Annotated in this window: 2 protein-coding genes; both read left to right on the forward strand. The window is 64.9% G+C overall.

Annotated features, from left to right (window positions below; translation table 11 throughout):
• Positions 1–223: 223 nt before the first annotated feature.
• Positions 224–11,230, forward strand: coding sequence for a non-ribosomal peptide synthetase (locus J5M57_RS23630; protein ID WP_207849585.1), 11,007 nt, complete (start codon positions 224–226; stop codon positions 11,228–11,230).
• Positions 11,230–22,992, forward strand: a complete 11,763-nt coding sequence (locus J5M57_RS23635) for a non-ribosomal peptide synthetase (RefSeq protein ID WP_207849586.1) — start codon at positions 11,230–11,232, stop codon at positions 22,990–22,992. Before J5M57_RS23630 ends, J5M57_RS23635 begins: the two co-directional genes overlap by 1 nt.
• Positions 22,993–23,040: the final 48 nt, after the last annotated feature.

The raw sequence follows: 23,040 nt of genomic DNA on the forward strand, positions 1-23,040 counted from the left end.
TCCTGGCTTCACCCAACCCCCTGTAGGAGTGAGCCTGCTCGCGATAGCGGTCTGTCAGTCGCTGCATTATTGACTGAAAAACCGTTATCGCGAGCAGGCTCACTCCTACAGGGGTTTGTCTTGTCTGCAAGTTGTTCTCATTCGCTAATTTTTCCGGTCTGCATTCGTTTTATAGGGACGACGTGCCTTTGTGCTTCCTGCCTACTGATCCGGATGCTGAGAAATGAATGCTGAAGACTCCTTGAAACTTGCTCGCCGGTTTATCGGGTTGCCCCTGGAAAAGCGCCAGATGTTCCTCGCGGCCTTGCACAAGGAGGGCGTGGATTTCGCCCGTTTTCCGATCCCTCGGGGAGTCGAGGCCGATGACCGGCAGGCGCTGTCCTACGCGCAGCAACGCATGTGGTTTCTCTGGCAGCTCGACCCGCACAGCGGCGCCTATAACCTGCCAGGCGCGGTGCGCCTGACCGGATCTCTGAACCTGGCGGCGCTGGAGCAAGCGTTCGCCCATCTGGTCGAGCGTCACGAAACCCTGCGCACAGTGTTCCAGCGCCAGGGCGACGACAGCCTGCTGCAGGTGCCGGCGTCGAAGCCGCTGCTGATCGAGTCGGTGGATTTCACTGGGTTGAGCCCGGCCGAACGTGAACTCGCCGTGGCCGACGCGGCTCAGCAGCAGTCGCTGCTGCCGTTCGATCTGGCCGTGGGGCCGTTGCTGCGGATCAAGCTGCTCAAGCTCGACCCGCACGAGCATGTGCTGTTGCTGACCCTGCATCACATCGTGTCCGACGGTTGGTCGATGAACGTGCTGATCGACGAGTTCATCCGTTGCTACGACGCGTTCGACGCCGGCCAGCCGGTGCAACTGGCGGCGCTGCCGATCCAGTACAGCGACTACGCCCTGTGGCAGCGCCGTTGGCTGGAAGCGGGGGAGCAGGCACGACAGCTCGATTACTGGCAGGCGCAATTGGGTGATGAACACCCGGTGCTGGAGTTGCCCACCGACCACCCGCGTCCGGCGATGCCGAGCTATCGCGGCACCCGTTTCCCATTCGCCATCGACGGTGCGTTGGCCGAGCAGTTGCGCGGCACCGCCCAGCAGCATGGCATCACCTTGTTCATGTTGCTGCTCGGCGCGTTCAACGTGCTGCTGCATCGTTACACCGGGCAGGCCGACATCCGCGTCGGCGTGCCGATTGCCAACCGTAACCGCAGCGAAATCGAGGGGCTGATCGGCTTCTTCGTCAACACTCAGGTGCTGCGCACCCAACTGGACGGGCAGACCCGGGTCGATGACCTGCTGCGCGCGATCAAGGAAACCGCGCTTGGCGCCCAGGCCCATCAGGACCTGCCGTTCGAGCGTCTGGTCGAAGCCTTGAAACTGGAACGCAGCCTCAGCCACACGCCGCTGTTCCAGGTGATGTACAACCATCAGCCGCAAGTCGCTGACATCACCGCGGTCAGCACCGCTTCCGGGCTGGAGCTGGGCGTGATCGAGTGGCAGGGCCGCACCACCCAGTTCGATCTGACCCTGGACACTTATGAAAAGGCCGGCACCTTGCACGCCGCGCTGACCTACGCCAACGATCTGTTCGACCCGCAGACCATCGAGCGCATGGCGCAACACTGGCTCAACCTGTTGCGCGGCATGGTCCAGGACAGTCGCCAGCGCATCAGCGATCTGCCGATGCTGGAGCACGCCGAGTATCAACAGATCGTCTGCGACTGGAACCGCATGCCGGCCGATATCGCTGCAGCCTCGTGCATTCATGAGTTGATCGAGCAGCAGGTCGCCCGGCAGCCGCAGGCGCTGGCGGTGACCTTTGGCGAGCAGGCATTCAGCTACGCCGATATCGACGCACGGGCCAATCGTCTGGCGCACAAATTGATCGAGTGCGGCGTCGGCCCCGAAGTGCGGGTCGGGGTCGCCATGCAGCGTTCCGACCATTTGCTGGTCGCCTTGCTCGCCGTGCTCAAGGCCGGTGGCGCCTATGTGCCACTGGACCCGGACTACCCGGCCGACCGCGTCGCCTACATGCTCGAAGACAGCCGTGCGCGGGTGTTGCTGACGGAGCAGGCCATCGCGCAAACGCTCGTGGTCGGCACCGACACGCAAGTGTTGCTGCTCGACTGCATCGCTGGCGAACTGGCGGCGTACCCACGCCAGGCGCCCGTGACTTCGGTGACCGCCGACAACCTGGCGTATGTGATTTACACCTCAGGCTCGACCGGCAAGCCGAAAGGCGTGGCCATCGCGCACCGCAACGTGCAAGCGCTGATCGACTGGTCGCGCAGCGTCTACAGCGGCGATGACATTCAAGGTGTATTGGCCTCGACCTCGGTGTGCTTCGACCTGTCGGTGTGGGAGCTGTTCGTCACCCTGGCCAACAGTGGCTCGCTGATCATCGCGCGTAACGCCCTTGAGTTGCCGCACCTGCCGGCGCGCAATCAGGTGCGTCTGATCAACACTGTGCCGTCGGCGATCAATGCCTTGCTGCGCGACGGGGCCATCGCTTCGAGCGTGCGCACCATCAATCTTGCGGGCGAACCGTTGAAGCAGAGCCTGGTCGATGCGTTGTATCAGCAGACCGCCGTCGAGCAGATCTTTGATCTGTATGGCCCATCGGAAGACACCACTTACTCCACCTGGACGCGCCGTGAGGCGGGTGGGGTGGCGAGCATCGGCCGGCCGTTGACCGGCACCGCCAGCTACCTGCTGGACGCCGATCTGCAACCGGTGCCACAAGGGGTCGCCGCTGAACTGTATCTGGCCGGCGCCGGCATCACCCGGGGCTACCTGGGACGTGCGGCGATGACCGCCGAAAAGTACGTGCCGAACCCGTTTTCCAGCACCGGCGAGCGGCTGTATCGCAGCGGTGACCTGACCCGTTATCAGGTGGATGGCGCACTGCAATACGTCGGGCGTATCGACCATCAGGTCAAGGTGCGCGGTTTCCGCATCGAGCTGGGCGAAATCGAAGCCCGGCTGTTGCAGCAGGACACCGTGCGCGAGCTGGCGGTGCTGGCGCAGGAAGGCGCCAGCGGACAGCAACTGGTGGCGTACATCGTGCCCGCTGACGCCACAGTGCTGGCGGCAGACGCTGATGTGCAGGCGCGCCTGCGCGAAACGCTGAAAGCTGCACTGCGTCAGCATCTGCCGGATTACATGGTGCCGGCGTACCTGCTGTTCCTCGAACACCTGCCGCTGACCCCCAACGGCAAGCTCGACCGCAAGGCCTTGCCGGCGGTCGATGGGCGTCAGCAGCAGCGCGAACACGTAGCGCCGCGCAGCGCCATGGAAAAAGCCCTGGCCGCGATTTGGCAGGAGGTGCTGTCAATTGAAAACGTCGGTCTGGAAGACAACTTCTTCGAGCTGGGCGGCGACTCGATCGTGTCGATGCAAGTGGTCAGCCGGGCGCGCCAGGCCGGGATCGTGCTCAGCCCCAAAGAACTGTTCCAGTACCAGACCATCCGCAGTCTGGCGCAGGTCGCCCGGCAGGGTGAGCAGAGTCTGATCGACCAGGGACCGGCCGTCGGTGCGGTGCTGCTGGCGCCGGTACAGCGCTGGTTTTTCGAACAGGACATTGCTCAGCGTCAGCACTGGAACCAGTCGTTGCTGCTGGTGCCGCAGCAAGCGATGAACGCCCAGGCGCTGGACCGTGCACTCAAGCAACTGATCAACCATCACGACGGTTTGCGCCTGCGCTACACCTTGAGTGCCGATGGCTGGCAGCAAGCCTACGCGGCGCTGTCCGACGAATCGGTGTTGTGGCAGCGCAATGCCGCGTCGGCGCAAGACCTCAAGGTGTTGTGCGACGAAGCCCAGCGCAGTCTGGACCTGGCCCGGGGACCGCTAGTGCGCGCACTGCTGGTGGATCTCGCCGACGGCAGTCAGCGCTTGCTGCTGGTCGCTCATCACTTGGTGATCGACGGCGTTTCGTGGCGAGTGCTGCTGGAAGATTTGCAGCAGGCTTATGCCCAGGCCCTGAGCGGCACGGCCATCGCCTTGCCGGACAAGACCAGCGCTTACCAGCACTGGGTCGCACGTTTGCAGGGACACCTGCCGAGCTTCGCCCGCAGCCTCGATTACTGGCAGACGCAATTGCGCGATGCCGCGCAGAACGACTTGCCTTGCGAGCGGCCTCACGGTTCGCTGGAAAACCGCCACGAGCAGAAAATCGAGCTGAAATTCAGCGCCGGTCAGACGCGCAAATTGTTGCAGCAGGCCCCGGCGGCTTATCGCACTCAGGTCAACGACCTGCTGCTGACGGCGCTGGCCCGGGTGATCTGCCGCTGGAGCGGTCAGGCCGGCAGCCTGATTCAACTGGAGGGCCATGGCCGCGAAGACCTGTTCGACGACATCGATCTGACCCGCACCCTCGGCTGGTTCACCAGCCTGTTCCCAATCAATCTGGTGCCGACGGACGCCCTCGGCGCGTCGATCAAAACCATCAAGGAGCAACTGCGCGCGGTGCCGGACAAAGGTCTGAGCTACGGCGCGCTGCGTTATCTGGGCGATGCGCAGACCGCCGCGACGCTGGCCGCTCAGGTCCAGCCGCGCATCACCTTCAACTACCTCGGGCAGTTCGATCGTCAGTTCGACGAGGCGGCGCTGTTCGTGCCTTCCAGAGAAGGCGGCGGTGTCGCACAGGACCCGTCGGCGCCGCTCGGCAACTGGCTGACCGTCGAGGGTCAGGTGTACGGCGGCGAGCTGTCGATGACCTGGGGCTTCAGCAGCCAGATGTTCGATCGTGCGACCGTGCAGCGCCTTGCCGATGAGTACGCAAGCGAGCTGGATGCAGTGATCGAGCACTGCTGCGCCATCGACACGCCGCAGGCAACGCCGTCGGACTTCCCGCTGGCTCAAGTGAGCCAGGCGCAGCTCGATGCGCTGCCGCTGCCGGCCGGGCAACTCGAAGACCTGTATCCCCTGTCGCCGATGCAGCAGGGCATGCTCTTTCACACTTTGTACGAGCCCGAAGTCGGCGCCTACATCAGCCAGTTGCGCCTGGACATTCATGGCCTCGATCCACAGCGTTTTGCCCAGTCCTGGCAGGCGGCGCTGGAGCGGCATCAGATTCTGCGCAGCAGCTTCCACTGGCACGGCCTCGACGCGGCACATCAGGCGATCGTGCGCGAAGTGAGCTTGCCGCTGGAAGTCTTGCCAGCGACCGATACCGACGCCCTGGCCGCTGCCGAACGTGCTCAGGGTTTCGCCCTCGACTGCGCGCCGCTGCTGCGTTTGAAACTGGTGCGCAGCGGTGCCGCTGACTGGCACCTGATCTACACCAGCCACCATATTCTGATGGACGGTTGGAGCAACGCGCAGTTGCTTGCCGAAGTGATCGAACACTACAGCGCCGGGCAGACGCTGGCGGCGCCGGTCGGGCAATACCGCGATTACCTGACGTGGTTGCAGGCGCAGTCGGCCAGCGCCGGCGAGCAGTTCTGGAAAGCTGCACTGGCACCGCTGCAAGCGCCGACGTTGCTGGCTGACGCCTTGCGTGCGCCGGTGGCGGGCGAGGGCAGCGCGGAGCATCGCGTGGTGCTCGACGGCCACACGACCCTGCGTCTTGGCGAGTTCGCCCGTCAGCAGAAGGTGACGCTCAACACCGTTCTGCAAGGTGCCTGGGGCCTGTTGCTGCAACGCTACACCGGCCAGGATTGCGTGGCGTTCGGCGCCACGGTGGCCGGTCGTTCGGCACCGCTGGCGGGGATCGAAGCGCAGCTGGGCCTGTTCATCAACACCTTGCCCCTGGTTTGTGCGCCCAATCCGCAGCAGACCGTGAGCCAATGGCTCGGCGACTTGCAGGGCCAGAACCTGGCGATGCGCGATTTCGAGCACGTGCCGCTGTATGACATTCAAGGCTGGGCCGGTCAGCAGGGCAGCGCGCTGTTCGACAGCCTGCTGGTGTTCGAAAATTTCCCGGTGGCCGAGGCGTTGAAGCAGGGCGCGCCGGCAGGGCTGTCGTTCAGCAATCTGCATAACCATGAACGCACCCACTATCCGTTGACCCTGGGCGTCGAAATCGGCGCGACCCTGACGCTCGACTTCAGCTACGACACCGCACGTTTCAGTGCCGGGCAAGTGGCAACGTTGTCGGCCAACCTGCAGCACTTGCTGACGCAAATGGCCGCTGGCGCCGATGCGGCTTTGGGTTCGCTGGAGTTGCTTGATGCCCAGGCCCGGGCGCCGTTGCTGGCGGTGAGCCGAACGCCGGCGGTGGTGTTGCAGGATCCGCGTCTGGCTCACGAACAGATCGCCGCTCACGCGGCGGCCACCCCCGATGCACTGGCACTGGCGGTTGACGGCCAGACCCTGAGCTACGGCCAGCTCAATGCCCAGGCCAATCGTCTGGCCCATCGCCTGATCGCCCACGGTGCCGGCCCGGGTGCCCGGGTTGGCCTGGCGTTGAACCGTGGCCCGCAATTGATCGTCAGCCTGCTGGCGGTGCTCAAAAGCGGCGCGGCATATGTGCCGCTGGACCCGAAATACCCGGCCGAGCGCCTGCGCTACATGATCGACGACAGCCGCCTCGACGTGCTGCTGTGCGAGTCCGGCCTGCTGCAGGATCTGCCGTTGCCGTCGGTGGTGCGCCTGGTGCTGGATGACAGCGCCGGTTTTGCCGAACACGACCCGCTGACGCAGGCCGACGCGCAGGATCTGGCCTATGTGATTTACACCTCCGGTTCCACCGGTCTACCCAAGGGCGTGGCGATTGCCCATGGCGCGCTGCGCGAGTTCTGTCAGAGCGCCGCCGAGTATTCGCGGCTGTCGGCAGCAGACCGCGTGCTGCAGTTCGCAACCTTCAGTTTCGATGGATTCGTCGAGCAGTGCTTCCCGGCGCTGTGTGTCGGCGGCGCATTGATCATGCGTGGCGATGCGCTGTGGGATGCCGGGCGCCTGGCGGCCGAAATCGTCCGTCATGGCGTCACCGTGGCCGACTTGCCGGCGGCCTACTGGTACCTGCTGGCCCGTGAATGCGCCAGCGGTGCGATTGGCACATTGGGTTCGTTGCGTCAGGTGCACGTCGGTGGCGAGGCGATGTCCGTCGAGGGCTTGCGTCTCTGGCATCAGGCGGGTCAGGGCCATGTGCGCCTGCTCAACACCTACGGGCCAACCGAGGCCACGGTGGTGTCCAGCGTGCATGACTGTCGCCTGGACGATGCCAGCGACAGCTTCGGCGTGCCGATCGGCCGCGCCATTCCCGGACGTTCGCTGTATGTGCTCGACAGTGCCGGGCAGTTGCTGCCGGCCGGTGGCATCGGCGAGCTGTGCATCGGCGCGCCGGCCTGTCTGGCGCAACGTTATTTCGACCGTCCGGCATTGACCGCCGAACGCTTCCTGCCAGACCCGTTTGCCGTTGAACCCGGCGCACGTCTGTACCGCAGCGGTGATCTGGCGCGCTACAACGCCAACGCCGAGCTGGAATACGTCGGGCGTATCGACCACCAGGTGAAGATTCGCGGTTTGCGCATCGAGATGGGTGAGATCGAGGCCTGCCTGCAAGCGCGTGCCGAGGTGCGCGAGGCGGCGGTCATTGCTCAGGACGGTACGCAACTGGTGGCATACGTCGTGGCCAACGGCGCGGTTGGCGACGAGGCGAGTTATCGCCAAGCCCTCGACGCCGCCCTGCGTCAGTCGTTGCCGGACTACATGGTGCCGAGCCATCTGGTGCCGATGGCCGCCTTGCCGCTGAACAACAACGGCAAACTCGATCGCAGCGCCTTGCCGCGTGTTGTCGGCAGTGCCGGTCAGCGCGAGTTTGTGGCGCCGGTACCAGGGCTGGAAACGCAACTGGCGCAAATCTGGCAAGAGGTGCTGCACGTCGAGCGCGTGGGGCGCGACGACAACTTCTTCGAACTGGGCGGCCATTCGCTGCTGGTGCTGCAAGTGATCTCGCGGGTGCGTCAGCAACTGCAACTGGAGTTGCCGGTCAGCAGCCTGTTCTCGGCGGCCAGTCTGGCCGGGTTTGCCGAGCGCGCGGCCCAGGCCGGTGGTCACGCCCAACCGCTGTTGCAGGCCGCTGCCGGCGACCAACCAGCGGTAATGTCCTACGCCCAGCAGCGGCAGTGGATTGTCTGGCAACTGGATCCGCACAGCCCGGCGTACAACATTCCGGCGGCGTTGCGCCTCAAGGGGCGGCTGGATCAGCCGGCACTGCGCCTGGCGTTCGAGCAATTGCAGGCGCGCCACGCCACTTTGCGCACCACCTTCGAACAGGACGGGCAACAGGCACGGCCCCGGGTGCATGCGCAGTTGCCGCTGCAACTCGATCAGCATCCGATCGACGCGGCGTCCCTCGACGCTGCCATCGCCGCGCAAATCGCCCGGCCGTTCGACCTGCGCAACGGCCCGTTGTGGCGCATGTTGCTGCTGCAGCTGGGGGCCGAGGAACATGTGCTGGTGCTGACCGTGCATCACATCGCCGCTGATGGCTGGTCGATGCAGATCATGGTCGACGAGTTCAGTGCGCTGTATCAGGCGGCTGTCGAGGGGCGTGACGCCGACCTCAAGCCGCTGCCGGTGAGCTACAGCGATTACGCACGCTGGCAGCGCGACTGGCTGGAAGCGGGCGAGGGCGAACGTCAGCTCGGTGAGTGGCGCCAGCGCCTGGCCGGCAGTCAGACACCGCTTGAGCTGCCGAGTGAATTGAGCCGCCCGGCGCGTCGCAGCGAGCGTGGTGCCAGCCTGCTGCTGAACGTGGACGCGCCGCTGCTGGCGGCATTGCGTGAATGCGCGCAGGCCCGGCAAGTGACCTTGTTCATGTTGCTGCTGGCGAGCCTGCACACCTTGTTGCACCGCCAGAGCGGGCAAGCGGCGATCAATGTCGGCGTGCCGAGTGCGGGCCGTTCGCGCCTGGAAACCGAAGGCCTGATCGGCTTCTTCATCAACACCCAAGTGCTGCGTGCCGAGGTCGACGGCCAGCAGTCCTTCAGCAGCCTGCTGCAACAGATCAAACAGTTGGCGTTGCACGCGCAGGCCAATCAGGACCTGCCGTTCGAGCAACTGGTCGATGCCTTGCAGCCGGAGCGCAGCCTCAATCACAGCCCGCTGTTCCAGGTGTTGTTCAACCATCAGCAGCAACTGGGCGCCAGCGTCGAACGTAGCGTTGCCGACTTGCAGGTCGAGCGTTTGCACTGGCAGCAAACCACCGCGCAGTTCGATCTGGTCCTCGATACGCAGGAGCAGGGCGATACGCTGGACGCGAGCCTGACCTACGCCACCGATGTGTACGACCCGGCCTCGATGCAGCGCTTCGCCGAGCAGTGGCTGAACCTGCTGCGCGCCGTGGCAGCTGACCCGCAGCAACGGGTGGCCGAGCTGCCATTGCTGCACAGCGCTCAGCGTCAGGCGTTGATCGCTGAATGGAACCCGGTGTTCGATCTGCAACCGCCGTCGCCCACCTTGCATCAGTTGTTCGAAGCCCAGGTGGCGCTGCGGCCGCAGGCGATTGCGCTGGTCTACGAAGGCGAGCGTTTGAGCTATGCCGCGCTCAATGCCCAGGCCAACCGTCTGGCGCGCAAGTTGCGCGAGCAGGGCGTCGGGCCGGAAGTGCGGGTCGGCATCGCCACCGAGCGTGCGCTGCCGCTGGTGGTCGGTCTGCTGGCGATCCTCAAGGCCGGTGGCGCCTACGTGCCGCTCGATCCGCAATACCCGGTGGAGCGCCTGAGCTACATGATCGAAGACAGCGGCATCGCCTTGCTGCTGACTCAGCAACATCTGCTCGATGGCTTGCCGGCGCGTGAGCACGTGCAAGTCCTGAGCCTCGATACGCTGGCGCTGGACGCCTACAGCGCTGAGGATCTGCCGAGCCTGAGCAGCCCGGACAACCTCGCGTATGTGATCTACACCTCGGGTTCCACCGGCCGGCCGAAAGGTGCGTTGCTCAGCCATGCCAACGTCGGGCGCCTGTTGAGCGCGACCGCCAGTGAATTCAACTTCGGCCCGGATGATGTCTGGACCCTGTTCCATTCCTACGCGTTCGATTTCTCGGTGTGGGAACTGTTCGGTTCGCTGTGCACCGGCGGGCGCCTGGTGATCGTGCCGTACTACATCAGCCGCGAGCCGCGGGAGTTCCATCGCCTGCTGTGCGACGAAGGCGTGACAGTGTTGAACCAGACGCCGACCGCGTTCCGCCAACTGCTGCCGATTGCCTGCGCCAGCCCGCGCCACCTGGCGCTGCGCCAGGTGATTTTTGGTGGCGAAGCGCTGGAAGTGGCGAGCCTGCGACCCTGGTTCGAGCGCTTCGGCGATCAGCAGCCGACACTGGTCAACATGTATGGCATCACCGAAACCACGGTGCACGTGACTTACCGCGCAATCCGTCTGGCGGACCTCGACGGCAAGGCGCAGAGCCCGATCGGCCTGCCGATTCGCGACCTGCGCTGGTACTTGCTCGACAGCCAGTTGCAACCGGTGCCGGTGGGGGTGGCGGGTGAGTTGTACATCGCCGGGGCCGGTCTGGCGCGCGGTTACCACGGGCGTTTCGAGCTGACCGCCGAGCGCTTCGTGCCGAGTCCGTTTGACGCGTCGCAGCGGCTCTATCGCAGCGGCGATCTGGCGCGCCAGCGTCTCGACGGCAGCATCGACTACCTGGGGCGTATCGACCAACAGGTGAAGATCCGTGGCTTCCGCATCGAACTGGGAGAAATCGAGGCGGCGCTGCTGGCGCAACCCGGCGTGCGTCACGCGGTGTTGAGCGTGCACGACGACGAGGGCGGGCCGCAGTTGTGCGCCTACGTGGTCGCCGAGCAAGCCCCGGCGGACCCGATGGCCTGGCGCGACCACCTGCGGGCTGCGCTCAAGGTCGATTTGCCGGACTACATGGTGCCGAGCCACTGGCTGCTGCTCGATGCCTTGCCGCTGACCAGCAACGGCAAGCTCGACCGCAAGGCCTTGCCGCTGCCCGATGCCCAAGCCCTGCAGCGCCCTTATGAAGCCCCCGAAGGCGAACTCGAACGGCAACTGGCGGCGATCTGGGCCGATGTGCTGGGCGTGGCGCAGGTCGGGCGGCGCGACAACTTCTTTGAATTGGGCGGGCACTCGCTGCTCGCCGCCCAGGCCAGCGCCCGTGTGGAGCTGGAACTGGGCATCGAGCTGGCGCTGCGTGCGCTGTTCGAATCCAGCGACCTTCAGGCTTATGCCGCCATGGCCGGGCAACTCGCCCCGACTGACAACGATGCACGTCTGGATGCGCTTGAGTCGCTTCTCGACGAGATGGAGATCAACTGATGGAACACACCACCGCCTGGCGCATCGCCACCCGTTTTGCCGCATTGCCGGCAGACAAGCGCCGCGAATTTCTGCAACGCATGCAAGAGCAGGGTGTGAGCTTCGGCCAGTTGCCGATTCCGCCCGCCGCCGAGCCGCAAACGACCTTCGAGCTGTCGTACGCGCAGCAACGCCAGTGGTTTCTCTGGCAGCTCGACCCACAGAGCGCGGCCTACAACATCCCCGCCGTGCTGCGCCTGCAAGGGCCGCTGAACATCGCCGCGCTGCAACACAGTTTCGACGTGTTGCTGGAGCGTCACCAGAGCCTGCGCAGCCGCTTCGTCGAGGATGACGGACAGGTCCTGCAAACCCTGGCGGCGTTCACCGCGTTGCCGATCGAACAACATGACTTGCGCGCGCAGCCACAGGCTGAGCGCCTGGCCTGCGCCATGCGTCAGGTGCAGGCGGACATTGCCCGGCCTTTCGATTTGCAGCATGGCTCGCTGTTGCGTGTCAGCCTGTTGCAACTGGATACCGAAGACCACGTGCTGGCGCTGACCCTGCATCACATCGTCACCGACGGCTGGTCGATGGGCGTGCTGATCGAGGAATTCTCGCGGCTTTACGCCGCCCATTGTCAGGGCCAGGATGCACCGCTTGAACCGCTGCCGATCCAGTATTCGGACTATGCCGCCTGGCAACGCCGCTGGATGGAGGCCGGTGAGCTTGAACGTCAACTGAACTGGTGGCGCGACACTCTGGGCAGCGAGCAACCGCTGCTGGAACTGCCCACCGACCGTCCGCGTCCGGCCCAGCCGAGCCAGCGCGGCGCACGTCTGGATTTCGCCCTGGAGGCCGATCTGGCTGCTGGCCTGATGGCGCTGGCAAAGCAGGCCAATGTCACGCCGTTCATGTTGCTGCTGGCCAGTTTTCAGGCGTTGCTCTATCGCTACAGCGGACAGTCGGACCTGCGCATCGGTGTGCCGATCGGCAACCGTAACCGCGCCGAAACCCGTGGCTTGATCGGCTTCTTCGTCAACACCCAGGTGATGCGCGTCGAGGTCGACGGGCGTCAAACCTTCAGCCAATTGCTCGAGCAGACCCGGGCCGCGGCGCTGGATGCGCAGGATTATCAGGACTTGCCGTTCGAGCGTCTGGTGCAGGCGCTGCAAGGCGATCGCAGCATGAGCCACAGTCCGCTGTTCCAGGTGATGTTCAATCACCAGCAGGCCAAAGCCGCGGCGGTCGGCGGTTTGCTCGCGGGCCTGCGGGTCGAGGCGCTGAACGCCACGACGCCGACCACTCAGTTCGACCTGCAACTGGATACTCAGGAAGTGGGCGACCAGTTGTTCGCCAGCCTGACCTACGCCACTGACCTGTTTGACGCCGGACGCATCGAGCACCTGGCCCGGCATTGGCGCAATCTGCTGGCCGGGGTGCTGGCGAACCCGCAATGCCCGCTGGCCGAACTGCCGCTGCTGGATGCCGACGAGCGCGTGGGCATTCTCGATGAGCTCAATGACACCGCGCAGGTGTACCCCGGCGAGGTCTGCGTACAGCGGCACTTCGAGACGCGCGCGGCACAGCAACCCGACGCCACGGCGCTGGTGTTTGAGGGCCAGCGCCTGAGCTATGCCGAGCTGAACCGCCGCGCCAACCGTCTGGCTCATCACTTGCGGGCGCAAGGCGTCGGCGCGGAGGTGATCGTCGGGATCGCCTGCGAGCGTTCGTTCGAAATGGTCGTCGGCCTGCTGGCGATTCTCAAGGCCGGTGGCGCCTATGTGCCGCTGGACCCGGAATATCCGCGCGACCGTTTGAGCTACATGATCGAAGACAGCGGCATCGCGTTGCTGCTGACCCAGGAGCCGCTGCGGGCGCAACTGCCGACCCCGGATTCGCTGCGCACGCTGTGCCTGCAAGCGGATGCCGACTGGCTGAGCGAACTGCCGGACACCGACTTGCCCAATCTGGCGCTGGCGGAAAACCTGGCCTATGTGATCTACACCTCCGGCTCCACCGGCAAACCCAAGGGCGCCGGCAACCGCCATGTGGCGTTGCACAATCGTCTGGAATGGATGCAACAGGCCTACAACCTGCAACCGGGCGACCGGGTGCTGCAAAAGACTCCGTTCAGTTTCGACGTGTCGGCCTGGGAGTTTTTCTGGCCGTTGATGAAGGGCGCGACACTGGTCATCGCCGCGCCCGGCGAGCATCGCGACCCGCAGCGTCTTGCCGCGCTGATTGTCGAGCAGTCGATCACCACGCTGCACTTCGTACCGTCGATGCTCTCGGCATTCATCAGCGCCGAGGAGTCGCTGGCGTGCACCTCGCTGACGCGGATCATTTGCAGCGGCGAAGCGTTGCCGATGGAGTTGCAGCGTCAGACCCTGCGCAACCTGCCGCAAGCCAATCTGTACAACCTGTATGGCCCGACCGAAGCGGCAATCGACGTGACCCACTGGACGTGTGTGGAAGAGGGCCGCGACAGCGTGCCGATCGGTCGGCCGATCGCCAACCTGCGCACCTGCATTCTCGACAGCGAATTGCAGCCGTTGCCGCTGGGCGCGGTGGGTGAGTTGTACCTGGGCGGTATCGGTCTGGCCCGTGGGTATCACCGTCGTGGCGCGTTGACCGCCGAGCGTTTTGTAGTCGACCCGTTTGGCAGCGGCGAGCGTCTGTACCGCACTGGCGACCTGGCGCGTTATCGCGCCGACGGCGCCATCGAATACTGTGGCCGCATCGACCATCAGGTGAAGATTCGCGGTCTGCGGATCGAGCTGGGCGAAATCGAGGCGCGCCTGCAAGCACACGCCGAGGTGCAGGACGCGGTGGTGCTGGCGCTGGACGGGCCGAGCGGCAAGCAACTGGTGGCGTACGTGGTGCCGCAGGATCGGGCGCTGCCGCAGGCCGATATCGCCCGGCAGAATGCCTGGCGCGAAACCCTGAAAACCCATCTGCTCGCGAGTCTGCCGGACTATATGGTGCCAGCGCAGACCGTGCTGATCGAGCAGATGCCGCTCAGCCCCAATGGCAAACTCGAACGCAAGCGCTTGCCGGCACCGACCCTGCAAATCAGCCAGCGGGCGTTCGAGGCACCTTGCACAGAACATGAACAAGCGCTGGCGCAGATCTGGCAGGACGTGCTGGGCGTCGAGCAAGTCGGCCGTCAGGACAATTTCTTTGAGCTGGGCGGCGACTCGATCATTTCGATTCAGGTGGTCAGCCGGGCCCGGCGTGCCGGCCTGAGCCTGCAACCGCGTGATCTGTTCCAGCAACAGACGCTGCAGGCACTGGCCGCAGTGGTCAAGGTTCAGGCTGCACCGCTGGCGCCACAGGGGCCGGTGAGCGGTGAGCAGATACTCACGCCGATTCAGCGCTGGTTCTTCGACGAGCCGATCCCGCAACGCCAGCACTGGAATCAGGCCGTGCTGCTGGTGCCGCGCCAGACATTGGAGTTGCCGCGCCTGCAAGGCGCGGTGCAGCGTCTGCTCAAACAGCACGACGCCTTGCGCCTGCGCTTCAGTCTGGTCGACGGTCAGTGGTCGGCGCGCTATGTCGCCGCCGACAGTGCCGACGTCATCGACATGCTCTGGACTGCGCGGGTTGCCAACGACGCATCGCTGGAATCAGTCTGCGAAGAGGCCCAGCGCAGCCTGAGTCTGCAGGATGGCCCGTTGCTGCGGATCGCCTTGATCGCGCAGGCCGACGGCTCCCAGCGTCTGTTGCTGGTGATCCACCATTTGGCGGTGGACGGTGTGTCCTGGCGGGTGCTGCTGGAAGACTTGCAGGCGGCTTATCAGAACCAGGCACTGCCGCCCAAGACCAGCGCGTTCCAGAATTGGGCGCTGAAGCTGCAAGACTATGCGCGCAGTGACGCGGCGCTGGCCGAGCTGAGCTGGTGGCAGACGCAACTCGGCGAGGCCCGCGACTCTTTGCCGGCGGCTAATGCCCAGGCCAGTCAGGCCGGGCATTTGCGCCAAGGCGTGAGCATTGCGCTGGACCGCGAGCAGACGCGCCAATTGCTGCAACAGGCGCCAGCGGGGTATCGCACCCAGGTCAATGACCTGTTGCTGACTGCGTTGGCCCGGACCCTGAGCCGCTGGAGCGGCAACGAATCGGCGCTGATCCAGCTCGAAGGCCATGGTCGCGAAGACCTGTTCGACGACATCGACCTGACCCGCACGGTGGGCTGGTTCTCAAGCCTGTTTCCGGTGCGCCTGACGCCGACGGCGGACCTTGCCGGTTCAATCAAGGCGATCAAACAGCAACTGCGCGAGATCCCCGGCAAGGGCCTGGGTTTCGGGCTGCTGCGCTACATGGGCGATGCCGCGACGCAGGCGGCGCTGAAGGCGTTGCCGAGCGCGCGGGTGACGTTCAACTACCTCGGGCAGTTCGACCAGAGCTTTGCCGAGGACGCGCTGTTCAGCCCCGCCAGCGAGGCCAGCGGTGCCGCGCAATCGGCTGACGCACCGTTGCCGAACTGGCTGTCGGTGGACGGTCAGGTGTATGGCGGTGAACTGAAACTGGACTGGACCTTCAGCCGCGAATGCTTCGAACTCGGTGAAATCGAACAACTGGCCGCGGATTATCGCCAGGAGCTGCTGGCGCTGATCGAGCACTGCCTGAGCGACGAGGCCGGTGGCGTGACCCCGGCGGATTTCCCGCTGGCGCGTTTGCGCCAGGCGCAACTTGATGATTTGCCGGTGGCGGCGTCGCAGATCGAGGACCTGTATCCGCTGTCGCCAATGCAGGCCGGTCTGTTGTTCCACAGCCTGTTCGAGTCGGCGTCGGGTGCCTACGTCAACCAGCTCAACGTCGAGGCCCGTGGCCTGGACGCCGAGCGATTGGGTCAGGCCTGGCAAGCGGTGATCGATGCGCATCCGATTCTGCGCAGCAGTTTCCACTTTCCGCAGGGCTTCGAGGCGCCGGTGCAACTGGTACATCGTCATCTGCAACTGCCGTTCCGTTGCCTGGACTGGCGTGGCCGTGCCGATCAGGCCGAGGCGCTGGCCCAGTTGATCGACAGCGAGCGCCGGCAGCTCGACCCGGCTCAAGCGCCGTTGATGCGTTTGACGCTGGTACGACTGGACGACGAGCGTCAGCAACTGATCTACACCCACCACCACTTGTTGCTCGATGGCTGGAGCAATTCGTTGCTGCTCAGCGAGGTGTTGCAGCGTTACGCCGGACAAACGGTACAGGCGCCAAGCGGGCGTTTTGCCGACTACATCGGCTGGTTGCAGCGTCAGGATGCGCAGGCCGACGAGCGTTTCTGGCTGGCGCAACTGGCGCCGCTGGACAACCCGACCCTTTTGGCGCAGAGCCTGGCCCATGGCGATCTGCAACCGTCGGACACTCAGGCCTTTGCCGACCATCTGCAGAACTTCGACGTGGCCGCGACCCGGCGTCTGAGCGAGTTCGCCCGTCAGCAGAAAGTCACGCTCAACACCTTGCTGCAAGGCGCCTGGGCGCTGTTGCTGCAACGCTACAGCGGCCAGCGCTGCGTGGCATTTGGCGCGACCGTGGCCGGTCGGCCGGTGGACCTGCCGGGAGCCGAAAGTCAGTTGGGCCTGTTCATCAACACCTTGCCGGTGATCAGTTGCCCGGACGCGGTGGAAACAGTCAGCCAGTGGCTAAGCCGTTTGCAGGCGCAGAACCTGGAGCTGCGTGAGCACGAATTCACTGCGCTGGGTGACATTCAGCGTTGGGCCGGGAGAGCCGGCGAGCCGCTATTTGACAGCCTGCTGGTGTTCGAAAACTTCCCGGTGGCCGAGGCGCTGCAACAGGGCGCACCGGCCGGCCTGAGTTTTTCGATCCCGCAGAACCATGAGCGCACCAACTTCCCGCTGACCCTGGCGGCCACCGCGGAAAACACCCTGAGCCTGAACTGGAGTTACCAGTGCAGCCACTTCAGCGCCGCCGTGATTGCCCGCATGAGCGAGCATCTGGCGGCATTGCTCAATGCAATGGTCGGCGCCCCCGACGCTGCCTTGAGCGAACTGGATCTGCTGACGGCCAGCGAGCGCGAGCAGCAGTTGCAGACATGGAACCCAGCCTTCGTCGCGAACGAAAATCCGCTGTGCGTGCATCAACTGATCGAAGCCCAGGCCGAGATCCGGCCGCAGGCCACGGCGCTGATTTTTGCCGATGTGCAGCTGACGTTCGCTGAACTCAACAGCCGCGCCAACCGCCTGGCCCATCGCTTGCGCAACCTGGGCGTTGGCCCGGAAGTACGGGTCGGTCTGGCGATGCAGCGTTCGCCGGAAATGATCGTCGGCCTGCTGGCGATCCTCAAGGCCGGCGGCGCCTACGTGCCACTTGACCCGGCGTACCCGGCCGAGCGCCTGCAATACCTGATGCAGGACAGCGGCATTGTGCTGATGCTCACGCAGTCCTGGCTGCGCGCAAAACTGGCGCTGCCGGACGCTCTGCCGGTGCTGGAGATCGACCGTGAGCCGCTGCAATCGCTGCCGGACAGCAACCCGGTCAACCTGACCTGCGGGGAAAACCTTGCCTATCTGATTTACACCTCGGGTTCCACCGGGCGGCCCAAAGGCGTGAGCGTGGCCCACGGCCCGTTGGCGATGCACTGCCTGGCCATCGGCGAGTTGTACGGCATGACCCCCGAGGATCGTGAGCTGCAGTTTGCCTCGATCAGCTTCGACGGCGCCCACGAACGCTGGCTGACGCCGCTGATCTTCGGTTCGGCGGTGATGCCGCGTGATGATGAGTTGTGGAGCGTTGAGCGCACCTGCGCGGAAATCGAGCGGCACGGCATCACCATCGCCTGTTTTACGCCCACCTATCTGTTGCAGATCGCCGATTTCATGGGCGAAGCGGGGCGCAAACTGCCGATCCGTTCCTACACGCCGTGTGCCGAAGGCATGCCCAAGCACGCGTTCGATGAGGTCCAGCACGTGCTGCAACCGCCGCGCCTGATCAACGGTTATGGCCCGACCGAAACCGTGATCACCCCGCTGATCTGGCTGGCGTACCCGGACACCGGGTTCGACTCGGCCTTCATGCCGATTGGCCGACCGGTGGGCAACCGCAGTGCTTACATTCTCGACGGTGGTTTGCAGCCGCTGCCGGTGGGTGTGGCCGGCGAGTTGTACCTGGGCGGCGAGGGCGTTGCCCGCGGTTATCACCAGCGTCCGGACCTGACCGCCGAGCGCTTCGTGCCGGATCCGTTCGTACCGGGTGCGCGGTTGTATCGCAGTGGTGACCTGGCGCGGTTCCGCGCCGACGGTGTGGTGGAATACCTGGGCCGGATCGACCAGCAAGTGAAGATTCGCGGCTTCCGCATCGAACTGGGGGAAATCGAGGCCTGTCTGCTGGAGCACGAAGGCGTGCGCGAAGCGTTGGTGATTGATCGCGACGGGCCGGTGAGCCGTCAGTTGGTCGGCTATATCGTGCCGCGCGATCCGCTGGCCAACGAGCAGGATTTGCACGAAGCGTTGAGCGCCCACCTGCGTAGTCGTCTGCCGGCGCACATGCTGCCGGCGCACCTGATGTGCCTGGCCGCATTGCCGTTGACGCCCAATGGCAAGCTCGATCGCAAAGGGTTGCCAGCGCCGGACCTGGCGCGCCAGAGTCAGGATCAGGTGCCTGCCGCGACACCGGCCGAAGCGCTGTTGGTGGAGATCTGGCAGGACCTGCTGGGCCTGGATGCGCTGGGCGTCACCGAGAACTTCTTCGAACTGGGCGGTGACTCGATCATCTCGCTGCAAGCGGTCAGCCGCGCCGGGCAACGCGGGCTGGTGTTCAGTCCGAAGCAGTTGTTCGAACAACAGACCATTCGTGCGCTGGCGGCGGTGGCGGTCACTCGCGAGGCGACCTTGAACGAGGCGCCGAAAGTCGCCGCCTTCGCGCTGGTGCCGCACATTGATGTGGCGGCTCGCGAAGGTTTGCAGGACCTCTATCCGCTGTCGCCGATGCAGCAGGGCATGCTGTTCCACTGCCTGGACTCACCGGAGCTGAACCCTTACGTCAACCAGTTGAGCGTGGCGGTGGAAGGTCTGCAGGTGCCGCGATTCCGCGCGGCCTGGCAAGCCCTGATCGAACGCCATGAGGTGCTGCGCGCGGCATTCCGCTGGCGCGATGGTCTGGCCGATCCGCTGCAAGCGGTGTTTGCCGAGGTCGAGTTGCCGATCGAAGAACTCGACTGGCGCGACCGCCACGACACTGAGCAGGCACTCAGCGAACTGGCGGCTGCCGAGCAAGCCAAGGGCTTCGACCTGAGCCGCCCGCCGCTGATGCGTTTCGTGCTGGTGCGCCTGGACGCCGAGCGCTATCAGATGATCTGGGTCTACCATCACCTGTTGCTCGACGGCTGGAGTGCTTCACGCCTGCTCGGCGAGATGCTGCGCCTGTATCACCACGCCAGCCTGCCGGCGCTCAATGGCCGTTACGCCGATTACATCGGCTGGCTGCAACGTCAGGACAGCGCTCAGGCCGAAGGCTTCTGGCGCGAGCGCCTGGCGTTGCTGGAAGCACCGACGATTCTGGCCAAGGCCAGCGGTGCGAGCGGTTCCGGACACGGCGTGATGTACACCGATCTCGACGCCGACGCGACGCGCAAGCTGCACGGTTTTGCCAAGCGCCAACGCGTGACCCTCAACACCCTGGTGCAAGCCGCCTGGCTGTTGCTGTTGCAACGTCACAGCGGCCAGCGCAGCGTGGCATTCGGCGCCACGGTAGCAGGGCGCCCGACCGGTTTGCCGGGGGCGCAGGAAATGCTCGGTCTGTTCATCAACACGTTGCCGGTGATCCAGACGCTCGACCCGCAACAGCCAGTAGGCGAGTGGCTGCGTGAGCTGCAGGACTACAACCTGACCGTGCGCGACTATGAGCACACGCCGTTGTCGGACATCCAGCGCTGGGCCGGACTCGGTGGCCAGGGCTTGTTCGACAGCATCATCGTGTTCGAAAACCATCCGGTCGACCGGGCGTTGCGCGGTGGCGAGGAGGGCGAGTTGCGCTTTGCCGAGGTGGGCAGCGCCGGTGTCACCAACGTGCCGATGGACTTGATGGTCAGTGCCAACGAAGACGGCCTGGAAGTCGAATACCTGTATCTGCGCGATCGCTTCAGTGATGCCGAGGTCGAGCAGATCCGTGCGCAACTTGAAGGTTTGCTGCACACGTTGCCTGAAGATGAACACTGCCTGATCGGCAATCTCGGTTTGCCCGGCGCGCGCCTGGGCCTGCCAGAACCGTCGACCGACGACACTGATCTGTTGCGCAGCTTCAATGAACACGTGCGCAACCAGCCGCAGAAAACCGCGCTGTTCTGTGAAGCGCGTGAAGTCAGTTATGCCGAGCTCGAAGCCCGGGCCAACGCTTTGGCTGGACAATTGATCAAGCGCGGTATCGGCGCAGAAAGTCTGGTGGCGGTGGCATTGCCACGCTCGGAGCGCACGATCATTGCGTTTCTCGCCGTGCTCAAGGCCGGTGCCGCGTACTTGCCGCTGGACCTGGCGTATCCGCCGGAGCGTCTGGCCTACATGCTCGATGATTCGGCGGCCAGCCTGCTGCTCTGCGACAGCGATCTGGGTGAGCGCCTGACGTTTGCCGACCGCGTGCCGCGGTTGCTGCTCGATCAATTGCCGGACGATGACAGCGCTGAATGCCCGTTGTCCCGGCCGCTGGCAGGGCACCTTGCGTACCTGATCTACACCTCCGGTTCCACCGGTCAGCCCAAAGGCGTGGCCGTGGCTCGCGGGCCGATTGCCCGGCATTGCCGCGGCATCATCGATCTGTATGAACTGGTGCCGGACAGCCGCGAACTGCACTTCATGTCGTTCGCCTTCGACGGTGCTCAGGAGCGTTGGCTGAGCGTGTTGCTGGCCGGTGGCAGCCTGGTGATCCGCGAGGACAATCTGTGGACGCCGGAGCAGACCCTGCAAGTGCTGCAGCGTCATCACGTTACCGTTGCCTGCTTCCCGCCGGCTTATCTGCAACAGATGGCCGAAGTGGCCGAACGGTTGGGCAATCCGCCGCCGGTGCAGGTGTATTGCTTTGGCGGCGATGCGGTGCCGGAGGCCAGTTTCGAGCAGGTCAAACGCGCCTTGCGTCCCCAGCGTCTGGTCAATGGTTATGGCCCGACCGAGACCGTGGTCACGCCGCTGTTGTGGCGTGCCGAAGTCAGTGAGCGTTGCGAGGCGGCCTACGCGCCGATCGGCCGTGGCGTGGCCGGGCGTGGCTTGTACGTGCTCGATGCTGACCTCAATCCGTTGCCGGCCGGGGTCAGTGGCGAGCTGTATCTGGGCGGTGAGTGCCTGGCGCGGGGTTACCACCAGCGTCCGGGCATGAGCGCTGAGCGCTTCATTCCCGATCCGTTCGAGGCGGGCGGGCGCATGTACCGCACCGGCGACCTGGTGCGCCAGCGCGAATGCGGCTTGATCGACTACCTCGGGCGTCTCGACCAGCAGGTGAAGATCCGCGGTTTCCGTATCGAACTCGGCGAAATCGAAGCCCGTCTGCGCGAATGCGCCGGGGTGCAGGATGCCGCCGTGGTGGTGCACGACACGCCGACCGGCAAGCAGTTGGTGGGGTATGTGGTGGCCGCTGCAGTCACGGGGCTGGACCGATGGATCAAGGCCGAGTTGCAGGCGCAATTGCCCGATTACATGGTGCCGGCACGGATCATGGTGCTGGAGCGCTTCCCGCTGTCGGCCAACGGCAAGCTCGACCGGCGGGCGCTGCCCCAGCCAGAGTGGGCGCTGGGTGGCTATCGTGCGCCACGCAATGCGCTGGAACAGGCACTGGCGACGATCTGGCAGGACGTGCTCGGCGTACCGCAAATCGGTATCGACGATAACTTCTTTGAACTGGGCGGTGACTCGCTGCAGGTGCTCAAGGTCATTTCGCGGGTCCGCAGTCAGCCGCAACTGGGGTTCGAGCTGAAGCTGCGCGATCTGATGCAAAAGCCATGCATCGCTGAGCTCAGCGGCTATCAGGTGCAGGAGACGGCCACGGCGCCAGATCCACTGCTGGCGCTCAACAGTCGCCTCGCGCATGTGCCCGCGCTGTTCTGCCTGCACGCCGGGTTCGGCACGGTGTTCGATTACGAGCCGTTGGCGCGCCGTCTGGAAGGTCGACGCACGGTTTATGGTCTGCAATGCCGGATGCTGCTCGACCCGCAATGGCAGGACGCGTCGCTGCCGGCGATGGCCCAGGCCTACGCCCAACGCATTCGCGCGCAACAACCTGAAGGCCCGTATTACCTGTTGGGTTGGTCGCTGGGCGGGGCGCTGGTGCAACTGGTGTCCCGCGAGCTGGAAAGCCAGGGCGCGACCGTTGCATTCGCCGGTCTGGTCGACAGCTACGTGGCCGGCACGGCAGAGGCGGGAGACTGGCGTGAGGACCTGGCGGACTTCCTGAAGTTCGTGCTCGGTCTGTCGGTCGAAGAGGCGCAAGCGCTGATTGCCCGGAAAGCTGCTGGACTCAACGAGCAAGCCGCTGCCGCTGCGGTCATCGAGGCCGCGCTGCACGGCTCCAGTGGCGATGCTGCGCTGGGCGCCGATGAGTTCACGCGGATTTTTGCCACCGGTGCAGCGCTCAAGCAACTGGCCCTGGCCCAGCGGCAATTGCCCAAGGTTGAGGTGGCCACTCACCGCTGGTGGGTGGCTGACCGGGACGCCGAACGCGAGGTGTTTGCCGCTCAGGTCGGACGCCATGGGGTCGACCGTTTACTGACCGGCGGGCACTACGAATTGATGCGCGGTGACGAGTTGCTCGATCAGTTGCAAGCATTGCTCGAACGTCGCACCACTGTCGCTTGATCACCACCGGGCAGCCCGTGCTGCCCGGTCCATGACCTGTATTTGGAA

It is taken from the genome of Pseudomonas sp. 86_A (assembly GCF_017491705.1).
Lineage (GTDB): Bacteria > Pseudomonadota > Gammaproteobacteria > Pseudomonadales > Pseudomonadaceae > Aquipseudomonas > Aquipseudomonas koreensis.